Genomic DNA, 20647 nt, shown 5'->3' on the forward strand with positions numbered 1-20647 from the left:
CCCCGGATGCCTTCGCCCCGCGCCCACGGGTCGGCCGGGACCGCGTCCAACCTCACGGCCCCGTGGTGATGTACGGGAGGAGCTTCGCCACGGTCTTCTCGCCGATGCCCGCGACGCGACGGAGGTCCTGGGGGCGACGAAAGGGGCCGTTGACCTCGCGGTCCGCCACGATGCGCTGGGCCAGCGCCGGGCCGATGCCGGGCAGCGCCTCCAGCTCCGCCGCGCTGGCGCGATTGACGTCGACCCGGCGGGTCGGCGTGCCGGCCCTGGCGCTTCCCGTCGCCGGGCCCGCGCCGCCGGTCCCATCCGTCCCAGCCGGCGCGCTGGCGCCGTCCTGCCCGGGGACGAAGCGGCCGGCTTCCACCTCCTTCTGGGTCGGCACCTGGATGCGCATGCCGTCCGCCAGGGGTGCGGCCAGATTCAGGGCGTGCAGCGCCGCGCCCGCCGCCGGTCCCCCCGCCGCCGTGACCGCGTCCGCGACCCGGGCCCCGGGAGACAACACGTAGACACCGGGGTGGGCCACGGCCCCGGTCACGTGGACGACCAACGGCGGGGCGCCGCTCCCTGTCCCCGCCCCGTCGGCCGCCGCCCCCGGGCTCGCCGCCGACCCGCCGGCCCCCGGTCCCGCGTCCAGCGGGGCACCGCCCTTGGCCACACCGCCATACGGCACCGCCCACGCCACCGCGGCCTCGGACGCCGGCTGCGCGGACGCCTGGACGGCGGCGGCCCCGCCCCCTTCGGGCGCGTCGACCTGCGACCCTCCGCCGCCGTTGGACGGCGCCCGGGCGACGTCGGGATCGAGGGCGCGGGCGTCCTCCCCGCTCCCCCCATCCCCGTCGGCCCCCGGTGCCGCGGCCATCGGCGCCCCGGCGGGCCCGCTGGCCTCGAGGACCAGCGGGGGGCTACCTCCCCCGGCGATGGCGCGCCACGACCAGATGCCGGCTAGAAGGCCGAGGCCCACCAAGGGGGCGAGCCAGCCGGCGGCGCGGCCGCGGGCCGGGGCGACGGCGGGCAGGGGCGGTGCCGGTGGGAGGTCGAGGGCCGGCCCGTCGCGAGGCTGCGTCGCGACCGCCCGCCGGGCGGTCCCGGCCGTCCCCGCGACCTGGGAGGCGCCTCCCCCGCCACCCCCCACGGCCGCCGGGGCCCACCCGTCCGCACCCGCGACCCAGGTCTCCTCCCGGCGGCCCCCGCCAAGGCGGTACCCCGCCCCGTCGCGCCGGCGGACCGCGGCCGGGGGCCAATCCTGGCCGGTTCCCATCGACCTCGCCACCTCGCACCGTCCGGCCGGACCGCAGCCCCGCCCTCGCCCCCGCTGGTGGTCCGAGCGACGGAGTCGGAAGGCGGGACCCGCCGTCCTGGAATGATCTTACATGAACAACCAAATGTTGTCAATCCGGGCGAATCCGTGCGGACCCCTGACGCCGCGGGGCGCCGGCCTGCAGCCGGCGCCCCGCGCCCTCGCTCGGGATCGCCTCCCCTTCCTTCGCCGCCGCCCAGCCGTCATGGGCTCGTTCGTCCGTCCACCCCTCAGCGCACCACCACGTTGACCAGGCGTCCGGGCACCGTGATCACCCGAGCGACGACCTTGCCGTCGATCCACTCCTTGACGCGCGGGCTCGCCAGCGCCCGCTGGCGAAGGGCCTCCTCGTCCAGATCGGCGGGCACGCGCAGCCGATCGCGCACCTTGCCGTTGACCTGGACGACGATCTCCACCGTCCCCGCTTGTAGCACCGCAGGATCCCAGGTCGGCCAGGGCTGCCGGTGCACGCTGCCCCGCGCGGCGCGCCAGCCCAGCACCTCCCACGCCTCCTCGGCCAGGAAGGGGGCGAAGGGCGCCAGCATGCGCAGCAGTCGGTCCAGGGCCGCCGCCAGCAGATCGGGCCGCTGCGCGGCCGGTTCGACCCGGTCCCGGTAGCCGTAGATGGCGTTGACCAGCTCCATCAAGGCCGCCACCGCCGTGTTGTACTGCATCCGCTCGGCGATGTCCGTGGTCACGCGGGCGACGGCCCGGTGCACCTCCCGCCACAGGCTCCGCTCGGCCTCGCCCCAGCCGTCCATGGTCGGCTGGATCTCGCCCGCGGGCGCCCCGGGGGCGGACGGCCCCTGCTGCGCCGGCCGATCGCCCCCGGCGCCGGCGGCCGCCCCGCCGTCCCCGGGCGCCGGTCCGGTCGTCGCCACCGCCCCCTCGCGGGCCGCGGCCACCTGGCCGGCCGCGCTCCGGATCGCATCCGCGCAGCCCGCCACCAGACGCCAGACGCGCTGGACGAACCGGGCCGCGCCCTCGATGCCGTGCTCCGACCACTCCAGGTCGCGCTCGGGCGGCGCCGCGAACAGGATGAAGAGGCGCGTGGCGTCGGCGCCGTACTCCTCGAGGATGTCCTCGGGGCTGACCACGTTCCCCTTGGACTTCGACATCTTGGCGCCGTCCTTGATCACCATGCCCTGGGTCAGGAGGCGCTTGAAGGGCTCGGGGCTCGGCACCAACCCCTCGTCGTAGAGCACCTTGGTGATGAACCGGGAGTAGAGCAGGTGCAGCACGGCGTGCTCGATGCCGCCGATGTACTGGTCGACCGGCAGCCAGTAGAACACCTTCTCCCGGTCGAAGGGCTGGTGTTCGTCCCGAGGCGACGTGTAGCGGTAGTAGTACCACGACGAATCCACGAAGGTGTCCATGGTGTCCGTCTCCCGCCGCGCCGGCCCCCCGCAGGAGGGGCAGCGGGTGCGGACGAAGGACTCGGAGGTCGCCAGCGGCGACGCCCCCACCTCGAAGCGCACGTCGTCCGGCAACAGGACCGGGAGCTGATCCTCGGGCACCGGCACGGTGCCGCAGCGATCGCAGTAGACGATGGGGATCGGCGCGCCCCAGTACCGCTGGCGGGAGATCAGCCAGTCCCGCAGCCGGTAGTTGACGGTGCGGCGACCGATGCCCTGGCGCTCGAAGTCCTCGGCCATCCGACGGTACGCCTCGCGGCTGTCCATGCCGTCGTAGGGTCCGGAGTGGATCATGCGGCCGGGGCCCGTGTACGCCTGGGACAGTCGGTCGCCGTCGGCCGGCACCCCCTCGCCCTGGATCACCACCCGGACGGGCAGCCCGTATTGACGGGCGAAGGCGAAGTCGCGCTCGTCGTGGGCGGGCACGGCCTGGATCGCCCCGGTGCCGTAGTCCATCAACACGTAGTTCGCCGTCCAGATGGGGATCGTCTCGCCGGTGACCGGGTTCTTGGCGTACGCGCCGGTGAAGACGCCCTCCTTGGCGTCCACCGCCTCGGCGCGATCGCGGACCGTCAGGCGCGTGACCCGCTGGACGAAGGCGCGCACCGCCTCCTCCTGCTCCGTCCCCCGGGCCAGCTCCAGCGTCAGCGGGTGGTCCGGCGCCAGCACCATGAAGGTCGCGCCGTAGATCGTGTCGTGGCGCGTGGTGAAGACCGTCAGCTTCTGGTCCCGGCCCACGATGGGGAAGTCCAGCTCCATGCCCTCGCTCCGGCCGATCCAGTTGCGCTGCATGAGCTTGACCCGCTCCGGCCAGCCCTCCAAGAGATCCAGGTCGCGGAGCAGGCGGTCGGCGTAGGCGGTGATCTTGAAGAACCACTGCTCCAGCTCCCGCTTCTCCACGGGCGTGCCGCAGCGCCAGCAGGAACCGTCCTCCACCTGCTCGTTGGCCAGCACCGTGGCGCAGCGCGGACACCAGTTGACCGGCGCCTTCTTGCGCTCCGCCAAGCCGCGGCGGTAGAGCAGCAGGAACAGCCACTGGGTCCACTTGTAGTAGCCCGGGTGGGAGCAGGCGATCTCCCGCCGCCAGTCGTAGCTCAGCCCGAGCCGCTGCATCTGCTCGCGCATGGCGGCGATGTTGGCGTTGGTCCACTCGGCCGGGTGGGTCTTGTTGGCGATGGCGGCGTTCTCCGCGGGCAACCCGAAGGAGTCCCAACCCATCGGGTAGAGGACGTTGTAGCCGCGCATGCGGTGGAACCGGGCCGTGGCGTCGCCGATGGAGTAGTTGCGCACGTGGCCCATGTGGAGCCTGCCCGACGGGTACGGGTACATCTCGAGGCAGTAGAACTTCGGCCGGGACGGATCGACCTCCGCGTGGTAGAGGCCCTCCTCCGCCCAGCGTCGCCGCCACTTCTTCTCCACGGCATGGAAGTTGTACCGGTCGTCGACGGCCATGGCCGCTGCCTCCTCTGCCGACGGGGTCCCGCGTCCCCGGGGCCGTGGGTCCGGCACGGCGCCCCGCCCCGGCGCCGGGGCGCGGTCCGATGGCGACCGCCTCGGCGCCATAACGCCGGGAGCCTCCCGTCCCAAGGGACGGGAGGCTCCCGCGGTACCACCCTTCTTGATCAGTGTGGAGCGGATGGGACTCGAACCCACGACCTCGTCAATGCCATTGACGCGCTCTCCCAACTGAGCTACCGCCCCACGTACCGATCCCCTCGAACCCTTAACGCGGGTCACGTCGCCGGCTCCGGCGTCGGCCCGTGGGCCTCCGCCTTCGCCGGCGCGGCTCCCGGGCGAGTTCCCCTGCTGCGCACCGCCGGTTCGCACCACCACCGGCTCTCTGCGGGCCGCCGGCAGGGTACTGCTCCCGTTCCACGCCTTTGCCGGATCGACTTGTCGAACCGCGTAGCCCATTATAGGGAGGGCCCGCCGGGGGTGTCAAGGCGACCACCCCCGCCGCCGCACGGCCACCCCTGCCCTCAGCTCTCCGGCAGCGACTCCAGCTCCAGCCGGCGCGCGTCGGCCCAGAGCCGCTCGAGGCCGTAGTACTCGCGCTCCGCCGCCAGGAAGATGTGCAGCACCACGTCGTCGAAGTCCAGCAACACCCAGCGCGCCGAATCGTAGCCCTCCCGGTGGGAGGGCGCCCATCCTTGCTCCCCGACCTCCTCCTCCACGCCGTCGGCGATGGCGCGCACGTGGATCGGGTTCTGGCCATGGCAGATGACGAAGTAGTCGGCGATCAGGGTCAGGCCCTGCATGTCGAGGATGACCACGTCCGCCGCCTTCTTGGCCTCGGCCGCGCGCGCGATGGCCACCGCCTTCTCCCGGCTGGTCAACCGTCCCATCCCTCCCCGCCGCGCCCTGGTCTCTTCGGGTTGCGCGGGAATGCGCCGTCAGCCGCCGGCCCCGCGGGCGGCGAGGCTGTCGGTGAAGTCTCGCCCCACCAGGACCCGCGCGTCCACGTCCTCCGGGAGGTCGTCCACCGTCTCCAGGCGTACCGGCGCGCCCGCGCCCGCCAGGGCATCCCGCAAACGCCGGCCGACGTCCTCATCCCCCGGCCGCACCAGGACGGTGGTGGCCGCCACGTCGAACCGGTCGGCGTTGCCCACCGTCACCACCCGGAAGCCCAGCTGGCGCAGCACCTCGGCCATGCTGCCCGCCGCCCCCCGGCGCCCGTTGCCGTTGAGGACCTCGACGCGGACCGCCTCGTTCCCCTCCACGTCGACCCCTGCCAGGATCTTCAACGCCTCGCGGCGGGCATCCTCCGCGTCCACCAGCCAGTAGCTGATCCCATCCACGTATCCCGGCTCTCCCGGCAGGATCCCCATCTCCAGCTTGGCCGTGTCGAACTTGGGCAGCAGGGCGGCGAGCCCCAGCATCCGGCTGGTCGGCATGTCCGTGGTGACCTGGCGCCCGAGGGTGCTGGCCAGCTGGGGCAGCTTCAGCACCCCGCGCATGCTGAGCACCTTCTCCGCCAGCGCCCGCAGGAAGCGCTGCTGCCGTTGGATCCGGAAGATGTCCCCGTCCTGTCGATACCGGACGTACTGCAGCGCCTTCTCGCCGTCGAGCACCTGGCAGCCGGGCTCGAGGTCGATGCGCAGGTTCTGGCTTCGTGCCGTGTAGCGCATCGGCTTGTCGATGCACACCTCGACGCCGCCCACCGCGTCGACCACCGCGCGGAAGGCGTCGAAGTCCACCTCGACGAAGTGGTCGATCGGGATGCCGAGGAAGTCCTCCAGGGTCTCGGCGACCCTGCGCGCCCCTGCCCCCGGGCCCCCCTCCGCCTGGCCGTAGGCGTGGGCGTGGGCGATCTTCTCGGGATGGGGTCGGCCGGGGATCGGGACCCGGGTGTCGCGGGGGATGGACAGCAGCCCCACCCGGCCGGTGTGGGGATCGACCCGGGCCAACATGATCGTGTCGGACCGCTGCGGTGCCGCCGGCTCGCCCGCGCCGGCGCCCGCGTCGACACCCAGGATCAGGATGTTCAGCGGTCGATCCACGATCAACCCGGGCGGCTGCTGGGACGCCGACTCGGTGGGTACCTGTTGCACGCTGTGAAAGAACGTGTAGAGGGTCGAACCCAGCCAACCGGCGGCCGCCACCCCGCCCGCGGCCAGGAGCGCCACCAGCACCAGCAAGACGCGGCCGGCCTTGCGGCGCCGACGCTTCGGCTCCCCCGCCAGGGGATCGATCAGCGGCATGCTCACGATCCGATGCCCCTCTTCCCTTCCTCGTCCACGCGCTGCCATGGTACCGGCCGCGCCCTCGCCGTGCGAGGCGAAAGATACCAGGCTCCCGGCGGGATGGCCGCGGGCGTCCGCCGTCGGCGGACGCGCTCTGCGCGGCACCGCGCTGCCGGCGGCCGGACTCCTCCCGTCTAGGACTTCGGCATCGGGGGACCGGTTCCCGCCCCTGCCGACGTCCCGGACAGCGGTCGCCGCTGCCGCCAGTGGTTGCGCGCCGCCACCGTGACCGCAGGCAGCCAGTACCCGCGATCCAGGCAATGGCGGATCAGGTCGTCCAGCACGGCGGCCATGGCGCCGTCCACGTCCTGGGCCGCCAGGCGGCGCAGCGCGTCGACGCCCGGGTAGTCGCGCGCCGGCTCCAGCTTGTCCGCCAGGAAGACGATGCAGCCCACCGGACCGAGGCCCGGACGCGCCGTGGTGTGCCAGCGCACGGCCTCCAGCACGTCGGGATCCCGGGCCAGGCCCTTGCGGGCGGCCTCCCAGGCCGCCACGGGACCGTGCAGCAGCAGCGGGTCGGCGCGTTCCGCCGCGTCCAGGACCCAGCCCCCCCGGCGGGCCGCGGCCACGAGCTCCTCGGCGGGCCGCTCCCGCGCCAGGTCGTGCAACCAGGCCGCCAGCTCGACCCGCAGCGGATCGACGCCGTGCCGCAGGGCCAGCCCTCGCGCCGTCTCCACGACGCGGACGACGTGCTCGAAGCGCCGCGGACTGAGGGCGGCCGCGGCGGCGCGGCGGGCCCGCTCCAGGTCCGCCGGCGCGATCCCGCCCCCGAAGGTCTCCGCGGCGCCCCGGTCCCTCTCGGTCATGTCCGGACCGCGCCCCCTCCGGCCTGCGCCGCACCGGGGTCGTCACCGCCCGCGGCCCACCCCGCGGCCGGCGCCGCACCGTTCCCGTCCGCCGCGCCGCCGGGACCGGGCGGGGGTGAGCCGCCCGCCGGTGCGTCGTCGGGTCCCCCCGGCCCGGGGGCGCGCCCCTCCGCCGCGCCCGGTGCGGAGGCCCGGTAGAGCCCATATTTGTAGACGTAGTCCTCGACGGCCGCCGGCACCAGGTACCGGATGGAACGGCCCGCCGCCACCCGCTCGCGCAGCTCCGTGGACGAGATGCCGATCTCGGGGATGGGCAGCACGTGGACGCGCGAACGCCGCGCCGCCGGCAGGGCATCGAGGAACCGCTGCAGGGCCGCCCCGGGAAGACCCGGCCGGGTCACCACGATCAGCCGACAGACGTCCAGCAGGCTGAGCCCGCCGCGCCAGGAGGGCAAGGTGATCACGGAGTCGGCCCCGGCGATGAAGTAGACGGTGGCACGCGGGCCGGCCATGGCGGAGAGCTGCCGCAACGTGTCGATGGTGTACGAGGGCCCTTCGCGGTCCAGCTCGAGGCGGGTCGTGTAGAAGTGAGGGTTCCCGGCGGTAGCCAGCACCGTCATGCGGTACCGGTGCTCCGCCTCGGTGACCGCCGCCGGGTCCTTGTGGGGTGGGCGGCCGGCGGGGACGAAGAGGACCCGATCCAGGCCGAAGTGGGTGCGGGCCGCCTCCGCCGCCACGAGGTGACCGATGTGGATGGGGTCGAAGGTCCCCCCCAGCACGCCCAGTTGCAGCGGCCGGCCGTCCCGGCGGGGCGCCAGCCACTCCTCGAGCCCTCTGGCCACCGCCATCCTCCTCGTGCCTGCCTCCGGTGGTCCGCCGCCGACGGTCCCGGTTCGGGCCGCGCAGGACCGGACGGCGCCGGTTCGTCCCCCCCGTGCGCACCGGTCAGCGGCCGTGCCGGGGCGCCTCCGGCCCGCCCCGGGCGCCCGCCGGGGCGTCCCCACCGTCGGCATCGTCCGGTTCCGTGGCCCCGCGCTCGTCGCCCAGGAGCAGCTCCATCGGTCCCAGCCGCACGGTGTCGCCGTTGCGCGCCCCCGCTGCGCGCAGCGCCTCCTCGGCGCCAAGGCGCTCCATCCGCCGCAGGAGCCAGCGCACGGCCTCCTCGTTGGCGAAGTCCGTCATCGCCACCCAGCGGTCCAGCAACGGCCCGTGGAGCGTCCACGCACCGTCCGGCTCCCGGCGGACCTCGATGCGCCGGGGATCGGGACCGGCGCGGTAGACCTTGCGTGCCTCGGCGGGCAGCGGCTGCGGGGCGGGCGCCCGCGCCAGGAGCGCCTCCACCCGATCGAGCAGGCGATCGATGCCCTCGCCCGTGGCGGCGGAGACGGGCAGCATCTCGAGTCCCCAGCGGCGCGCCGCCTCCTCCAGCCGGGACAGGTGCTCCGCCGCCGTCGGCAGGTCGACCTTGTTCGCCGCCACCACGCCCGGCCGCTCCAGCAGGGCAGGCTCATAGGCGTGCAGTTCGTCCCGCAGGGTGGCCAGGTCCTGCCGTGGGTCGCGCCCCTCCGTGGCGGCGGCGTCGACCACGTAGATCAGGACCCGGGTCCGCTGGATGTGGCGCAGGAACTCGTGCCCGAGCCCCACGCCCTGGTGGGCGCCCTCGATCAGGCCCGGGATGTCCGCCACGACGAAGCTGCGGCCCGGACCGCGGTGGACCACGCCCAGGTTCGGCGCCAGGGTGGTGAACGGATACGCCGCCACCTTCGGCCGCGCGGCGGAGATCCGAGCCAGGAGGCTCGACTTGCCCGCGTTGGGCCAGCCGACGAGGCCCACGTCGGCCAGCAGCCGCAGTTCCAGCTTCAGCCATCGCCGCTCGCCCGGCTCGCCCCGCTCGGCGAACCGCGGCGCCTGCCGCTGCGGGGTGGCGAACCGGGCGTTGCCCCGGCCGCCCCGCCCGCCGCGGGCCACCACCACGCGCTGGCCCGGATCGGCCAGATCCGCCAGGACGGCCCCGGTGTCGCGGTCCCGCACCACCGTGCCCGGAGGGACCCGCACGTAGCAGTCGTCTCCGCGTCGGCCCTGGCGGTTGCCCCCCTCCCCGTGGCCCCCGCGCCCGGCCCGGTAGTGCCGCCGGTAGCGCAGATCGGCCAGGGTGGTCAGGGACGGGTCGACCACCAGCACCACGTCGCCGCCGCGGCCGCCGTCGCCGCCGTCGGGCCCCCCGCGGGGCACGTACTTCTCGCGGCGGAAGCTGACGGCCCCGTTGCCGCCGGTTCCTCCCTCGACGTAGATCTCGGCCTCGTCGACGAACTCGGGCAACGGTCTCACCTCGGCCCGGCGGCGCCGGACACCGCTTCCAGTCCCCAGCGCAACACCCCTGCGGAGCCGTCCCAGCGAAGCCAGATGCGGGAGCCGGGGGCGGTCCGCCCCGCCGCCCAGGCCGCCTCCAGGGCGGCGGCCACCTGAGCGACGATCCCGGCCTCCGTCTCGGCGCGGTCGTCGCGCGCCGCCGGAGCGACCGGGGCCCGGTCGATGGCGCCGGCAACGGACGGCGGGGCTGCGGCCTGTGCCCCTCCACCACGGTCCGCCTCCGCGGGGGCGCCCTCACCCCGGCCGCGGCCACCTGCCGGCTCAGCGATCGCACCCGACCGGCCGTGACCCGCGCCGCGGCCGGTCGGGTGGCGGCAGCCGGTCGCCTGGCGAAGGGGCGGCTGCCACATCACCTCGATGCCGGCCTCCTCGCAGCGGGCGCGCCAGATCAGATACAGGGCCGCCACCTCCGGCGGCCACTGCCGCAGGGCGGCCCCCTCCCACTGGAGCTGCCGGCACCATCGGTCCAGCGCCTCGGCCGCCCGCTCGGGGCGGCCCATCTGGAGCCAGCCCAGGGCGACCTGCAGCCGGTTGACGGCGCCATGGCGCCAAGCCCGCACCACGCGCACGAGCCCCTCGGCGGCCCCCTCCCCCGGCTCCCCCGGCCCCCCTGGAGCCGCCTGCGGCACGTCCCGCTCCGTCATGGCGATCCCCCACGTCGGATCGCAGCACCCCGCGTCGGCCACCGCGCCGGGCTCCCAGCCGGCGGCAGGCATCGGATGTCGCCGACGGGTCGCACCCCGGGGGTGCATCGGCACCTGGCTCCCGTCCCCGGCGCGCCGTCCGCCGCCCGCCCGGACGCCGCGTCCGTCCCGCGCGCCGCACCCGGCCCCGGCTCTGCTCGCGGCTTCGCCCAAGCCCGGCGTCGCTCCCGGCCCCCAGATAGCAAAAGGCCCCCGCTGAACCGGTGCCGGCCGCAGCGGAGGCGCCTCGGGCGGGGGGCGGTCAGTCGGCGGCGACGGGTGCGGTCGCGTCCTCGGGCAGGGGCTTGACGTGAACCACCCGGCGGCCGCCGCGGGTGCCGAACTCCACCACCCCATCGACCAGGGCGAAGAGCGTGTCGTCACCGCCCCGGCCCACGTTCTTGCCGGGGTGGAACCGCGTCCCGCGCTGCCGCACCAGGATGGTTCCGGCGCGCACCACCTGGCCCCCGTACCGCTTGATGCCCAGGTACTTGGGGTTGCTGTCGCGGCCGTTGCGGCTGCTTCCGCCCGCCTTCTTGTGGGCGAAGAGCTGCAGGTCGATCCGGCGCATGGCCCTCACCTCCCTCCGCTGCGGCGTTCCTCCACGCGCACGTAGTCGTCGTACTCGCCGGCGATGGCCTGGATGCCCACCCGTGCCGTCTCCAGGATGGCTTGGGCCGCCCGGGCCACGTCGGCCGGCACCTCCGCCGGCAGCTGGCAGACGAGGCGGCCCTCCTCGTCCAGCTCTACCTCGGGCACCAGATCGAGCACCTCTTCCAGCCCCAGGATCGCCGCCTGGCTCAGGGCGGACACGGCGGCACAGACGATGTCCTCGCCCCGCTCGGCGAAGCCCGCATGCCCGCTGATCTCGAACCGGGTGATGGCGCCCTGGCCGTCGCGGTAGAACACGGCCCGGATCACGGTTCACGCCTCGATGCGGTCGATCTTCACCCGGGTGAAGGGCTGGCGGTGCCCCCGCTTGCGCCGGTAGTTCACCTTGGCGCGATACTTGAAGACGATGATCTTGCGGCTGCGGCCGTGACCCAGCACGTGGCCGGTGACCCGCGCGCCCTCCACCACCGGCGTCCCGACGCGGAACTCGTCGCCCTGCTTGACCGCCAGCACCCGGTCGAAGACCACCGTCTCGTTCTCCGCGGCGGGCAGCTTCTCGATCAGCAGCACGTCGCCCTCCTGCACCCGGTATTGCTTGCCGCCCGTCTCGATGATGGCGTACATCGCGTCACCCCGCCTCCACCGGACTCCGTCCGCCATCGCCCACCCTCGTCGCGTCGGTGCGTCGTGCGTGCAGCTGGCGGGCAGGAGGAAGGCAGAAAAAGGGACCCCGCGCTGCCGGGGCCTCCACGGCGGTTGTATTCTAGTCGCCGCCGCCCGGGGGTGTCAAGGCGACGGAGCCCGGCGCTGCGGCCCCGGGACCGGGCCGGCGCCGCGGCACGGCGCGGCGGCCGCGGACCGGGCCGCCCGCGCCCCGCGACGGTCACGACACCACCCGGGCCCGGGCATAGGTGCGGTGGGCGCGGGTGATCTCCACCAGCACCCGCTGGCCCACCCGGTCGCCCGCCCCCTGGATGTCGATCACGTAGCCCTCGATCCGCGCGATGCCGTCCTGCTGATTGTGGGCGTGGCGCTCCTCCACCTCGAGCTCCAGGCGCTGGCCGGCGTGGACGGGCAGGGCCTGCCGCTCCACCTCCGCGCGGCTGCCCAGGGCCACCAGGTTCATCCCCTCCAGGTGGACGTCCTCCCGCCCGCGGATGAACACGCTGCGCCCCGTCTGCCGCTCCAGCTCGCGCAGGTTCGCCCCGCCGGCGCCAATCAGCAGCGACGCCACCGAGGGGTGCACCTCGACCAGGATCGCCTCGCTGGCCGCGTGGCGCAGGATCCGCTGGATCTCCCGCCGGATGCGGCGGGCCGCGCTCTCCTCGCTGAGGACCCGCCCGCGCCCGTCGCAATAGGGGCATTCGCGGGTGAGCTGTTCCAGCAGGCTGCGCCGCCCCTTCTTGCGGGTCATCTCCACCAAGCCGAGGCCGGTGATGCCCAGCACCGTCGCCTTGGTGGGGTCCCGCGCCAGGTGCCGCTCCAGCTCCTCCACCACCCGCCGGCGGTGGGCCGGGTCGTCCATGTCGATGAAGTCGATGACGATGATCCCGCCGATGTCCCGCAGGCGCAGCTGGCGCGCGATCTCCGCCGCCGCCTCCATGTTCGTCCGGAACACGGTGTCCGCCAGATCCTTGGACCCGACGAACTTGCCGGTGTTGACGTCGATGGCCGTCAGCGCCTCGGTCTGGTCGATCACCAGGTAGCCGCCGCTCTTGAGCCACACCCGCCGCTTGAGGGCCCGCTCGATCTCCTCGTTGACGCCGAACTGCTCGAACAGGCCGACCTCCCGGTCCCGGTAGAGCTGGATCCGGTCGCGCAGCGGCGCGGCCAGGGCGCCGACCAGTTCCAGCACCCGGTGGTACTCGTCGGGATCGTCGATCAGCACCCGCTCGACCTCGGGCGTCAGCATGTCCCGGACCACGCGGAAGACCAGACCCAGGTCGCGGTAGAGCAGCACCGGCGCGCGCTCCCGCCGCGCCCGTCGCTGGATGTCCGCCCAGAGCCGGGTCAGGTACTCCACGTCGCTGCGCAGCTCCGCCTCGCTGCGCCCTTCGGCCGCCGTGCGGACGATCAGGCCGGCGCCCGGCGGCTGCAGGCGCTGGGCCAGTTGCTTGAGGCGCTGGCGCTCGCGCTCGTCGTGGATGCGGCGGGAGACGCCGACGTACTGGACCCCGGGCATCAGGACCAGCAACCGACCCGGCAGGGTGATGCGCCGCGTCACCCGCGCCCCCTTGGTCCCCGTCGGCTCCTTGGCGACCTGGACGATGATCTCCTGGCCGGGGTGGAGGACGTCGGCGATGGAGGCGTGGCGGAGGTCGTCGGGCAGGTCGTCGTCCTCGGCCTCCTCGCCGCGGGGCACGGCATCGGCGACGTAGAGGAAGGCGTTGCGCTCGAGACCGATGTTGACGAACGCGGCCTGCATGCCGGGGAGCACGTTCTCCACGCGGCCCTTGTAGATGTTGCCCGCCACGCGCTGGGTGGAGGGACGCTCGTGGTACACCTCCACCAGGCGGTCGTCTTCGAGCACGGCGACCCGCGTCTCGTCGGGCTCCACCGTGATCAGGATGGATTTGCGCATGCAAAAGTCACTCCAAACCTGGCGACAAACTCAGTGTAATCCATCGGTCGAGCCCCATGCATGGCCGCGGCCCAGCAGCCGACGAGCGCACGTCGCCGCCAGCTGGACGGCCCCAGCGGCGCGCGCGGGGTGCACGATCCCCCTGACTTGTCTGGGGACAAGCCTTCCTGGGGCGCCCTGCGACGATCCCTCCCCGTCGTCCGCGGGAGCCGGCCCGACGGCCGGCGCACCGGCCCAGGCGGCGCCGCCGGGCCGGCGGTACCGGGTGCAGCCGCCCGGGTCACCGACGGCGTTCCAACAGCTCCCGCAGCGGCGCGTCGAGCCCGAGCCGCAGGATGCCATGGAGCAGGTGCACCTCGTCCAGCTGGCCCAGGGGGCGCTCCCGATCGTCCAGGACGACGATCTCGTGGTAGCCGCCCGGGCGCAGGGCCTCCGCCACCTGTTGCAGGCTGGTGTGCTCCAGGGCGACCATGCGGTGCACCGGCAACAGGCCGGCCCGCCGCAGGCGGCCCCGCTTGGTCCACAGGGCCCGCAGGGCGGTGACCCCGACCCACTGCTCCTCCCGCGCCGTCCCGACCCAGATGGTGGCGGCCGCCGCCAGCAGGTGCGGCGCCAGCACCTGCCAGTAGAGCGCCGCGCCGGTGGCCCCAGCCAGGACCAGGGCCACGGCGCGGCCGACCCGTCCCAGGATCGCCACGGCGGGACGCGGGCCGCGAGTGCGCCTGAGGAAGGCCAGCAGGATCCGGCCGCCGTCCAGGGGCAGGGCGGGCAGCAGGTTGAACAGGGCCATGGCCAGGTTCGCCGCCTGGAAGGGAGCGACCCACGGGCCGGCGAGCCAGCCCGCCTGTTGCAGGGCGATGCTGAGGGCCAGCAGCAGGAGGTTGTTGAGCGGTCCGGCCAGCGCCACCACGGCCTCCACCAGCGGCTCGCGCCGGCCCGGTCCGCGGATGTCCGCCACGGCGCCGTAGGGGAGCAGCTCGAGGCGCGCGATCTCCAGGCCGCAGAGCCGCGCCGCCACCAGGTGGGCCAGCTCGTGGGTGGCCAGGACGGCCAGCAGGAGGAGCAGTTGCCCTGACAGCCCGAGGACCGTCGCCAGGGCCACCAGGAGCAGCAGCAGGGGATGGACGAACACGGCCACGCCCAGGATGCTGCCGAGGTGCAGGGCCCCTCGCCTCCTTGCGGCCGTCCTCGGTGGGTGCGCGCGGCGGCGGGCGCCGGCGGCCAACCGCGACCCGTGGGCCGTTGCCGGCGGCGCGGACTCGGCGAACCACGGGGGCCGCCATACCGCGGGGACGACGGCCCGGCGGCCGCGTCGGGACCGGAGCCGCTTGGGCCGCCTGGGGGCCGGCGACCGGCGCGCGGCTCGGCGCCGAAGGCCCCGACCGGGAGCCGGCGAGCGCAGCCCGGCGCGGGGCCGGCACTCACCGGCTGCCCGGGAGCGGTCCGGCATCGCGCTGGGGACTGGGGAGCGTAGCGCGGTCGAGGGGACCCGCACCGCGGTGATTCCACGCCGGTGCGGCCTGCCGGCCTAGCCGGGCCGCGCCGGCCCGGCTAGGCCGGGGCAGGGGGAGGGGCCGCGGCGGCGGACGAGGCGCTGGCGGCCAGGGCACCCGGACGGCGCGACGGACCGCAGCCGCTGCGGCGAGGTGCCGCCGGCGGGCGGAGCGGTGGCGTGGCAGCCGTCGACTCCGGGGCCGTCACGGCCCGCCCCGCGACCCGTGGCCGGCGGTGCCGGCGAGCTCCGCGCCGCGGCGCCTGGCAGGGCTCACGGCCCGCCGCGCGGCGGGAGGTGCAGCTCGGGATCCACCGCCTGGCCGCGGTGGCGCATCTCGAAGTGAAGGTGGGCGCCGCTGCCCTCCCCCTCGGCCGCCACCGCCGCCAAGACCTGGCCCGCGGCCACCTGGTCCCGGTCGCGCACCACCACGTGGTCGACCACGGCGTACCGCGTCACCCACCCCCCGCCGTGATCGACCTCCACCAGCCAGCCCAGTCCCGCCCGGTCGTACCACACCCGCACCACGACGCCGTCGGCCGCCGCCCGGACCGCCGTGCCGGCCCGGGCGGCGATGTCGATCCCCTCGTGGAAGCGCGGCGCATCCCCCTCGTCCAGGCGCCAGCCGAAGGGCTCGGCGACCCGGCCCTCCACGGGCCAACGCCATCGCGGCTCGTCGGCCATCCTCGCGGACGAACGGGCCGCATCCCCCTCGCTGCCCGACGTGCCGTCCCCGCCGGCATCCGGGGCGCGCCCGCCGCCGGGCACCGGGCCGGCGGCAGGCGCCAGGCCGCCGTCGCCGGCGCGCCCGTCGCCCGCAGCGTCGACCCCCGCATCGCCGGCGGCCCCGTCCAGGGTCGCCGCGCCGTCGTCGTCCGCACCTCCACCGCCTGGGGTCGGCGTACCCCCTGGGACCGCGGGACCCTGGCCACCGGCTCCCGGCGACGCCGCCCCGCCCCGCCCGGGGGTTCCGGCGCCGCCGGCGCCGGAACCCCCGGGCGGGGCGCCCGCCTCGGCACCGCTGGCCCCGTTGGCGCCGGCCCCCGGCGGGGCCGGCGCCAACGGGGCCAGCGCCGGCAGGCTGCCCGCCTCACCCCCCGCGCCGGTGGGCGTGCCGCCGGCCGCCGGGCCGAGCAAGGCCGTGCGCAGCCACGGGCCGCCGGGCACCCGTTGCAGCCACCGCGCCACCGCGGGCCGGTCCAGCCAGTTCGCCGACACCAGGCCCTGGGTCGCCCGCTCCCAGCCGTCGCCCGCGCTGCCGGGGAGCCACCGCCCGGCCAGCAGCGCCGCTGCCAGCAAGACGGGGACCAGGAAGCCCGCCGTCCCGCGGGCGCCGGGCATCCAGCCACCGGGCGGTGGGGGCGCCACCGTCGCGCCGCCCTCCGCGGGGCCGCCGCCCGGCGCGGCGCCCAGGACGACGGTCCCCTCCCCTGCGGGCGCCGGTCCCGAGCCGGCGGGGCCGGTCCACCGGCGGGCCGCGGCGTCGTCCGCCCTGCCGGTTCCACCACCGGGGCGGGGGTCGGCGGCTCCTGGGGCCCGGGCGGCGTCACCGCCCCGCCCGTCTGCCGGCCGGCCTGCGTCCGGGCGCGCCATGCGCCGTCCCTCCCGCCGCAGTATATGGATGGCCCGACCACCCCTATGCTGCCGGGGCGTCAGAACAAGATCTTGTGGCGGCGGGCGTAGGCGCTCATCAGCAGGCCCAACCCGATGCAGTTGGTCATCAGGTTGCTGCCGCCGTAGCTGATGAAGGGAAGCGGCAGGCCGGTGATGGGCATCAGGCCGACGGTCATCCCCGCGTTGATGACGAAGTGGGTCGCCATCATGGCGACCACCCCGGCGCCCAGGAGCATGCCGTAGGTGTCGGCCGCCTGGGTGGCGTCGTGGAGGGCGCGCAGCAACAGCGTCAACAACAGGAGGACCAGCACGGTGGTGCCGACGAAGCCCAGGGTCTCCGCGGCCACCGCGAAGATGAAGTCCGTCTGCGGCTCGGGCAGGAAGCTGGTGGTCGTCTGGGTCGGGCCCGTCAGCCCCTGGCCGAACAGCCGGCCGTTCCCCACGGCGAGGCGCGCCTGCAGCACGTGGTAGCCGGCCCCCAACCCGTTCTGGCCGTCGTTGTACGGGTTGAGGAAGACCACCAGGCGCATCAGCTGGTGGGACTCCAGCAGCGCGATCCTGTCGGGGAAGCGGAGCTGCGCCCACACCAGCGCCACCCCCGCAGCCAGCCCGCCGACGGCCAGCGCCGCCAGACGGCCGAGGGGGTAGCCGGCCATCAGCAGCATGCCGCCGGTGATGCCCGCGAAGACCAGGACCGTCCCCAGGTCGGGTTGCTTGAGCACCAGCAGCGCCGGCGGCGCCACCATCGCCGCGACGGGCACCAGGTCCAGCCACGTCCACGGCCGGTCCTCCCGCCGGGCCAGCCAGTCCGCCAGCACCAGGATCAGGATCGGCTTGACGAACTCCGCGGGCTGGATGCTGACCGGCCCGGCCTGGATCCAGCACCGGCAGCCGTTGATCTCCGGCGCCACCACCAGCATGGCCGCGAGCCCCGCCACCGCGGCGCCGTAGAGGTACCACTGGATGCGCGGCAGGACGCGGTAGTCGACCCACAGGGTGAGGGCCAGCATCAGGGCGAGCCCGACCGCGGCGAAGATCGCCTGCTTCTCCACCAGGTCCATCATCCCGCGGGCCCGCACGGCGACGGCGATCAGCACGAGCCCGCAGGCCATGAGCACCATGACCAGGGCGATCAACGGCAGGTCCAGGGTCTTCAATAGGCGGCGATCCAGCACGCCCACGGGCCTTCCCTCCTCGCCCTCGTCGCCCGGGCCCATCGCCCTGGCCCCGGGCTTCGGTGCCCGACCCCGCGCCGGGCGCCCCGAGCCCCCGCCGGGCCCCTCGCGGCCGGCCCGGACCCTCCTCCGGGACGGACCGCCGACCGGCACCTGGCGGACCGGCGTACCCGCCGCGGGGAACGAGGAGACGGCCCACCCCCGCACGAAGCCGCCCGACGGCCGACGACTCCGGCCGGGCGCTCCCACGGCGACCCCTCGCCGGAGGACGCGGGCCCGCGTCCTCCTGTCGACCACCTCGAGGACGTCCGCCCGCCCCCTCACGCCTGCCCCTCGCCGGAGGCCGTCGGCCGCCGCACCGCCCGGACCGGGATGCTGGCCACCAGGGCCACCGCCGCGGCCTGGCGGTGCAGGCCGACCTCCATCCCCGCCCGGTCCACCTCCAGGTAGCGCGACACGGTGCGGAGCAGCTCCTCCTTCAGGGCCTCCATCAGCTCGGGCTCCATGTCCACCCGGTCGTGGGCCAGCATGCGCTTCAGCCGTTCCCGGGCGATGTCCTTGCTGGCGGCCCGGCCGCCGCCCCATCCAGGGACCGCAGGCCGATCCGCCGCCCCGCGGTGTTCCGCGCCGGGCAGGCCCGATCCCCCGCGCCCCAGGACGCGCGCTAGCAGCTGGCGCATGGCCCATCCCTCCCCCGCCGGTTCACGCGCCGCCCAGCAGCCGCCGCAGGCGGCCGAACAGGCCGTGGTCTTCCTTGAAGTCGGGGAAGGGGACCTGCTCGCCCAGCAGGCGGCGCCCGATGTCGCGGTAGGCGCGGCCGGCGCGGCTGCGGTCGTGGGCCGCCACCGGTTCGCCGCGGTTGGTCGCGTCGACCACCTGTTCGTCCTCGGGCACCACGCCGATCAGCTCGACGGCCAGCACGTCCAGGACGTCGTCGACGCCCATCTGCCGCCCCTGCTGGACCATCTCCGGTCGCAGCCGGTTGACGATGAGCCGGGGCGCGGGCATGCCCTCCGCCTCCAGCAGGCCGATGACGCGGTCCGCGTCCCGCACCGACGAGACGTCGGGCGTGCAGACCACAAGGGCCTCCTGGGCGCCGGCGACGGCGTTGCGGAAGCCCTGCTCGATGCCGGCCGGGCTGTCGACCAGCACGAAGTCGAACTCCTGGGCCAGCTCCTCGCAGAGCGCCTTGAACTGGTCGGGGCGAACGGCCGTCTTGTCCTTGGTCTGGGCCGCCGGCAGCAGGAAGAGCCCCTCGAACCGCTTGTCCTTGATCAGCGCCTGGCGCAACCGGCAGTAGCCCTCGACCACGTCGACCAGGTCGTAGACGATGCGGTTCTCGAGGCCCATCACCACGTCCAGGTTGCGCAGGCCGATGTCGGCGTCCACCAGCACGACGCGCTTGCCCATCAACGCCAGCGCGGTGCCCAGGTTGGCGGTGGTGGTGGTCTTGCCGACACCGCCCTTGCCCGACGTCACCACCAGCGTCGTGCCCATGGGTCCCCTCCTCTGCCCTCGCCGGTTCGTCCGCGTCGGGGGCCCGGATGGCCAGCCGCCGCAGCGGGATCCCGGGCGTCCCCACGGACCCTGCGACCCCCGCCACCGCGCCGCCCCGCGCCGGCCGGGGTCGGTGCGCGCCGTCCCAGCACGGCCGCCGTCGGCCCGACGGCGGGGGCTACCCCGCGGTTCGCCGCGCCGCCGTCCGCTGCCAGAACCAGCGGGCGGGGTCGAAGGGCTCGATCACCACCCGCCCGTCCCGCACGTAGGCGATCTCCGGCCCGGCCGCCGGCGCGACGGACGGCCGTCCGCCGGTCCCCGGCGGCTCCTCGTCGGGGGCCCGGCCGATCCAGCGGGCGATGCGCAGCTGGATGGGCTCCATGGCCAGCGACGCCACCACCGCGCCGGCCTCGCCCCGGAATCCGGCATGGACGATGCCCCTCAGCCGGCCGAACACCACCACGTCGCCGGCCGCCAGGACCTCGGCCCCGGGGTTGACGTCGCCCAGGATCACCACGTCCCCGTCGTAGACCAGGCGGTGGCCGGAGCGCAGGGTTCGGCGCACCACCACCCCCGGCCGGGGCCGACCGGCATCGGCGGACGAACCGGCTCCCCTGCCCGCGCCGACGGCCGGCGCCTCCGCCGCCGGGCCGGCCGCGGCGGGCGGGGCCGCCGTCTCCCGGCGGTTCCGCCGCCGGGACCGCCGCCGGCCCGGCTCCGGGGCCGGGCCGGCGGCCTGCGCAGCGCCCCCAGGGGTTGGCGCCCCCGGCTCCGGCGGTCCCTCCCGGGCCCCGTCCCGGTGCGCCCCGGGGTCGGGTGCGGCCCACCACGCCGGACGCCGATCGCCGTCCAGGGGCAGGGGCGACCGCGCGTCCACGGCCCGCGCGTCCACCCGTGCGTCCACGTGTTCCGTGATCACGTGCAGCAGCCGCGCCCCGCCGAACCGGCTGACCAGGGCCTCGATGGCCATCACCTGGTCGGCGGTGAGCTGGAGGCGGCCCGTGTCCAGCACCAGCGCCCGGCCCTCCCGCAAGGCGGGGTCGGCCGCCAGCATGCGCTCCAGCGCAGCGCACAGGCTGGGGAAGTCGAGGTCGCCGGGCAGGGTGACGACCACCTCGTCCCCCGTCCGCGTCACCTGCGGCGCTCCCTTCACCGCCGCCCCCCCCTTCCTAACCGGCGCTGACCCGCTCCTTCGCCCCGGGGGGGACAAGTCCTGCCGCGAAGGGTGTCGGACGGCGGCGCCCGCCGGCGCAAACTCCGCCCCGCATCGCCAAGGCGCCCGCCACGCACCGACACGCGCGGGACCCCGGCGGCCTGCGGCGGGTGGCCCCCGACCGGTCGCGTCGCCGTCCCGGCGGGTGG

At 75.4% G+C, this 20647-nt stretch carries 18 protein-coding genes and 1 tRNA gene; all 19 read right to left on the reverse strand.

The window, feature by feature from the left end:
* Positions 1-52: 52 nt before the first annotated feature.
* Positions 53-1258 carry a helix-hairpin-helix domain-containing protein gene (locus E1B22_RS02675; protein ID WP_135224455.1) on the reverse strand — a complete coding sequence of 402 codons (1206 nt, stop codon included), beginning with the start codon at positions 1256-1258 and terminating at the stop codon, positions 53-55.
* A 269-nt stretch (positions 1259-1527) separates the two neighbouring features.
* Entirely contained in the window at positions 1528-4164 is a 2637-nt protein-coding gene (gene leuS, locus E1B22_RS02680) for a leucine--tRNA ligase (RefSeq protein WP_135224456.1), read from the reverse strand.
* A 176-nt stretch (positions 4165-4340) separates the two neighbouring features.
* Positions 4341-4413: transfer RNA gene (locus E1B22_RS02685), tRNA-Ala, on the reverse strand.
* Between the two features lie 278 nt (positions 4414-4691).
* Positions 4692-5048, reverse strand: a complete 357-nt coding sequence (gene rsfS / locus E1B22_RS02690; protein ID WP_135224457.1) for a ribosome silencing factor — start codon at positions 5046-5048, stop codon at positions 4692-4694.
* Between the two features lie 57 nt (positions 5049-5105).
* The gene (locus tag E1B22_RS02695) at positions 5106-6413 is read right to left on the reverse strand and encodes an LCP family protein (protein ID WP_243123815.1); all 1308 of its coding nucleotides are present in this window, start codon (positions 6411-6413) and stop codon (positions 5106-5108) included.
* A gap of 176 nt (positions 6414-6589) precedes the next feature.
* Entirely contained in the window at positions 6590-7261 is a 672-nt protein-coding gene (gene yqeK / locus E1B22_RS02700; protein WP_135224459.1) for a bis(5'-nucleosyl)-tetraphosphatase (symmetrical) YqeK, read from the reverse strand.
* Entirely contained in the window at positions 7258-8103 is an 846-nt protein-coding gene (nadD, locus tag E1B22_RS02705) for a nicotinate-nucleotide adenylyltransferase (RefSeq protein ID WP_135224460.1), read from the reverse strand. Before nadD ends, yqeK begins: the two co-directional genes overlap by 4 nt.
* 103 nt (positions 8104-8206) lie before the next feature.
* Positions 8207-9589, reverse strand: a complete 1383-nt coding sequence (gene obgE, locus E1B22_RS02710; protein WP_135224461.1) for a GTPase ObgE — start codon at positions 9587-9589, stop codon at positions 8207-8209.
* Positions 9586-10317, reverse strand: coding sequence for a Spo0B domain-containing protein (locus E1B22_RS02715; RefSeq protein WP_243123659.1), 732 nt, complete (start codon positions 10315-10317; stop codon positions 9586-9588). The genes obgE and E1B22_RS02715 overlap by 4 nt, the downstream gene beginning before the upstream one ends.
* A 259-nt stretch (positions 10318-10576) precedes the next feature.
* Positions 10577-10885: a 50S ribosomal protein L27 gene (rpmA, locus tag E1B22_RS02720; protein WP_135224462.1), complete on the reverse strand. Its 309-nt coding sequence runs from the start codon at positions 10883-10885 to the stop codon at positions 10577-10579.
* Positions 10886-10890: 5 nt separating this feature from the next.
* Entirely contained in the window at positions 10891-11235 is a 345-nt protein-coding gene (locus E1B22_RS02725) for a ribosomal-processing cysteine protease Prp (RefSeq protein WP_135224463.1), read from the reverse strand.
* 3 nt (positions 11236-11238) lie between these two features.
* The gene (gene rplU / locus E1B22_RS02730) at positions 11239-11550 is read right to left on the reverse strand and encodes a 50S ribosomal protein L21 (protein WP_135225915.1); all 312 of its coding nucleotides are present in this window, start codon (positions 11548-11550) and stop codon (positions 11239-11241) included.
* Positions 11551-11809: 259 nt separating this feature from the next.
* A complete protein-coding gene (locus tag E1B22_RS02735) occupies positions 11810-13507 on the reverse strand; it encodes an Rne/Rng family ribonuclease (RefSeq protein ID WP_135224464.1) in 1698 nt (565 codons plus the stop codon).
* Positions 13508-13787: 280 nt separating this feature from the next.
* On the reverse strand, positions 13788-14645 hold the full coding sequence (locus E1B22_RS02740) for a site-2 protease family protein (protein ID WP_135224465.1): 858 nt from the start codon (positions 14643-14645) through the stop codon (positions 13788-13790).
* 627 nt (positions 14646-15272) lie between these two features.
* Positions 15273-16592, reverse strand: coding sequence for a murein hydrolase activator EnvC (locus E1B22_RS02745; protein ID WP_135224466.1), 1320 nt, complete (start codon positions 16590-16592; stop codon positions 15273-15275).
* A 59-nt stretch (positions 16593-16651) separates the two neighbouring features.
* On the reverse strand, positions 16652-17794 hold the full coding sequence (locus E1B22_RS02750; protein WP_135224467.1) for an FtsW/RodA/SpoVE family cell cycle protein: 1143 nt from the start codon (positions 17792-17794) through the stop codon (positions 16652-16654).
* Positions 17795-18108: 314 nt separating this feature from the next.
* Positions 18109-18468 carry a cell division topological specificity factor MinE gene (gene minE / locus E1B22_RS02755; protein WP_135224468.1) on the reverse strand — a complete coding sequence of 120 codons (360 nt, stop codon included), beginning with the start codon at positions 18466-18468 and terminating at the stop codon, positions 18109-18111.
* A gap of 22 nt (positions 18469-18490) precedes the next feature.
* Entirely contained in the window at positions 18491-19285 is a 795-nt protein-coding gene (gene minD / locus E1B22_RS02760) for a septum site-determining protein MinD (protein WP_135224469.1), read from the reverse strand.
* Positions 19286-19463: 178 nt separating this feature from the next.
* The gene (gene minC, locus E1B22_RS02765; RefSeq protein ID WP_135224470.1) at positions 19464-20438 is read right to left on the reverse strand and encodes a septum site-determining protein MinC; all 975 of its coding nucleotides are present in this window, start codon (positions 20436-20438) and stop codon (positions 19464-19466) included.
* Positions 20439-20647 lie beyond the last annotated feature (209 nt).

This window comes from Thermaerobacter sp. FW80 (assembly GCF_004634385.1).
In the GTDB taxonomy this organism is placed as follows: domain Bacteria; phylum Bacillota; class Sulfobacillia; order Thermaerobacterales; family Thermaerobacteraceae; genus Thermaerobacter; species Thermaerobacter composti.

Excerpts from the sequence above, each read along its gene's own strand:
- E1B22_RS02675 (WP_135224455.1), bottom strand. The coding sequence starts at position 1,258 with ATGGGAACCGGCCAGGATTGGCCCCCGGCCGCGGTCCGCCGGCGCGAC.
- leuS (WP_135224456.1), bottom strand. The coding sequence starts at position 4,164 with ATGGCCGTCGACGACCGGTACAACTTCCATGCCGTGGAGAAGAAGTGG.
- E1B22_RS02695 (WP_243123815.1), bottom strand. The coding sequence starts at position 6,413 with ATGCCGCTGATCGATCCCCTGGCGGGGGAGCCGAAGCGTCGGCGCCGC.
- yqeK (WP_135224459.1), bottom strand. The coding sequence starts at position 7,261 with ATGACCGAGAGGGACCGGGGCGCCGCGGAGACCTTCGGGGGCGGGATC.
- rpmA (WP_135224462.1), bottom strand. The coding sequence starts at position 10,885 with ATGCGCCGGATCGACCTGCAGCTCTTCGCCCACAAGAAGGCGGGCGGA.
- rplU (WP_135225915.1), bottom strand. The coding sequence starts at position 11,550 with ATGTACGCCATCATCGAGACGGGCGGCAAGCAATACCGGGTGCAGGAG.
- E1B22_RS02735 (WP_135224464.1), bottom strand. The coding sequence starts at position 13,507 with ATGCGCAAATCCATCCTGATCACGGTGGAGCCCGACGAGACGCGGGTC.
- E1B22_RS02745 (WP_135224466.1), bottom strand. The coding sequence starts at position 16,592 with ATGGCGCGCCCGGACGCAGGCCGGCCGGCAGACGGGCGGGGCGGTGAC.
- minE (WP_135224468.1), bottom strand. The coding sequence starts at position 18,468 with ATGCGCCAGCTGCTAGCGCGCGTCCTGGGGCGCGGGGGATCGGGCCTG.
- minD (WP_135224469.1), bottom strand. The coding sequence starts at position 19,285 with ATGGGCACGACGCTGGTGGTGACGTCGGGCAAGGGCGGTGTCGGCAAG.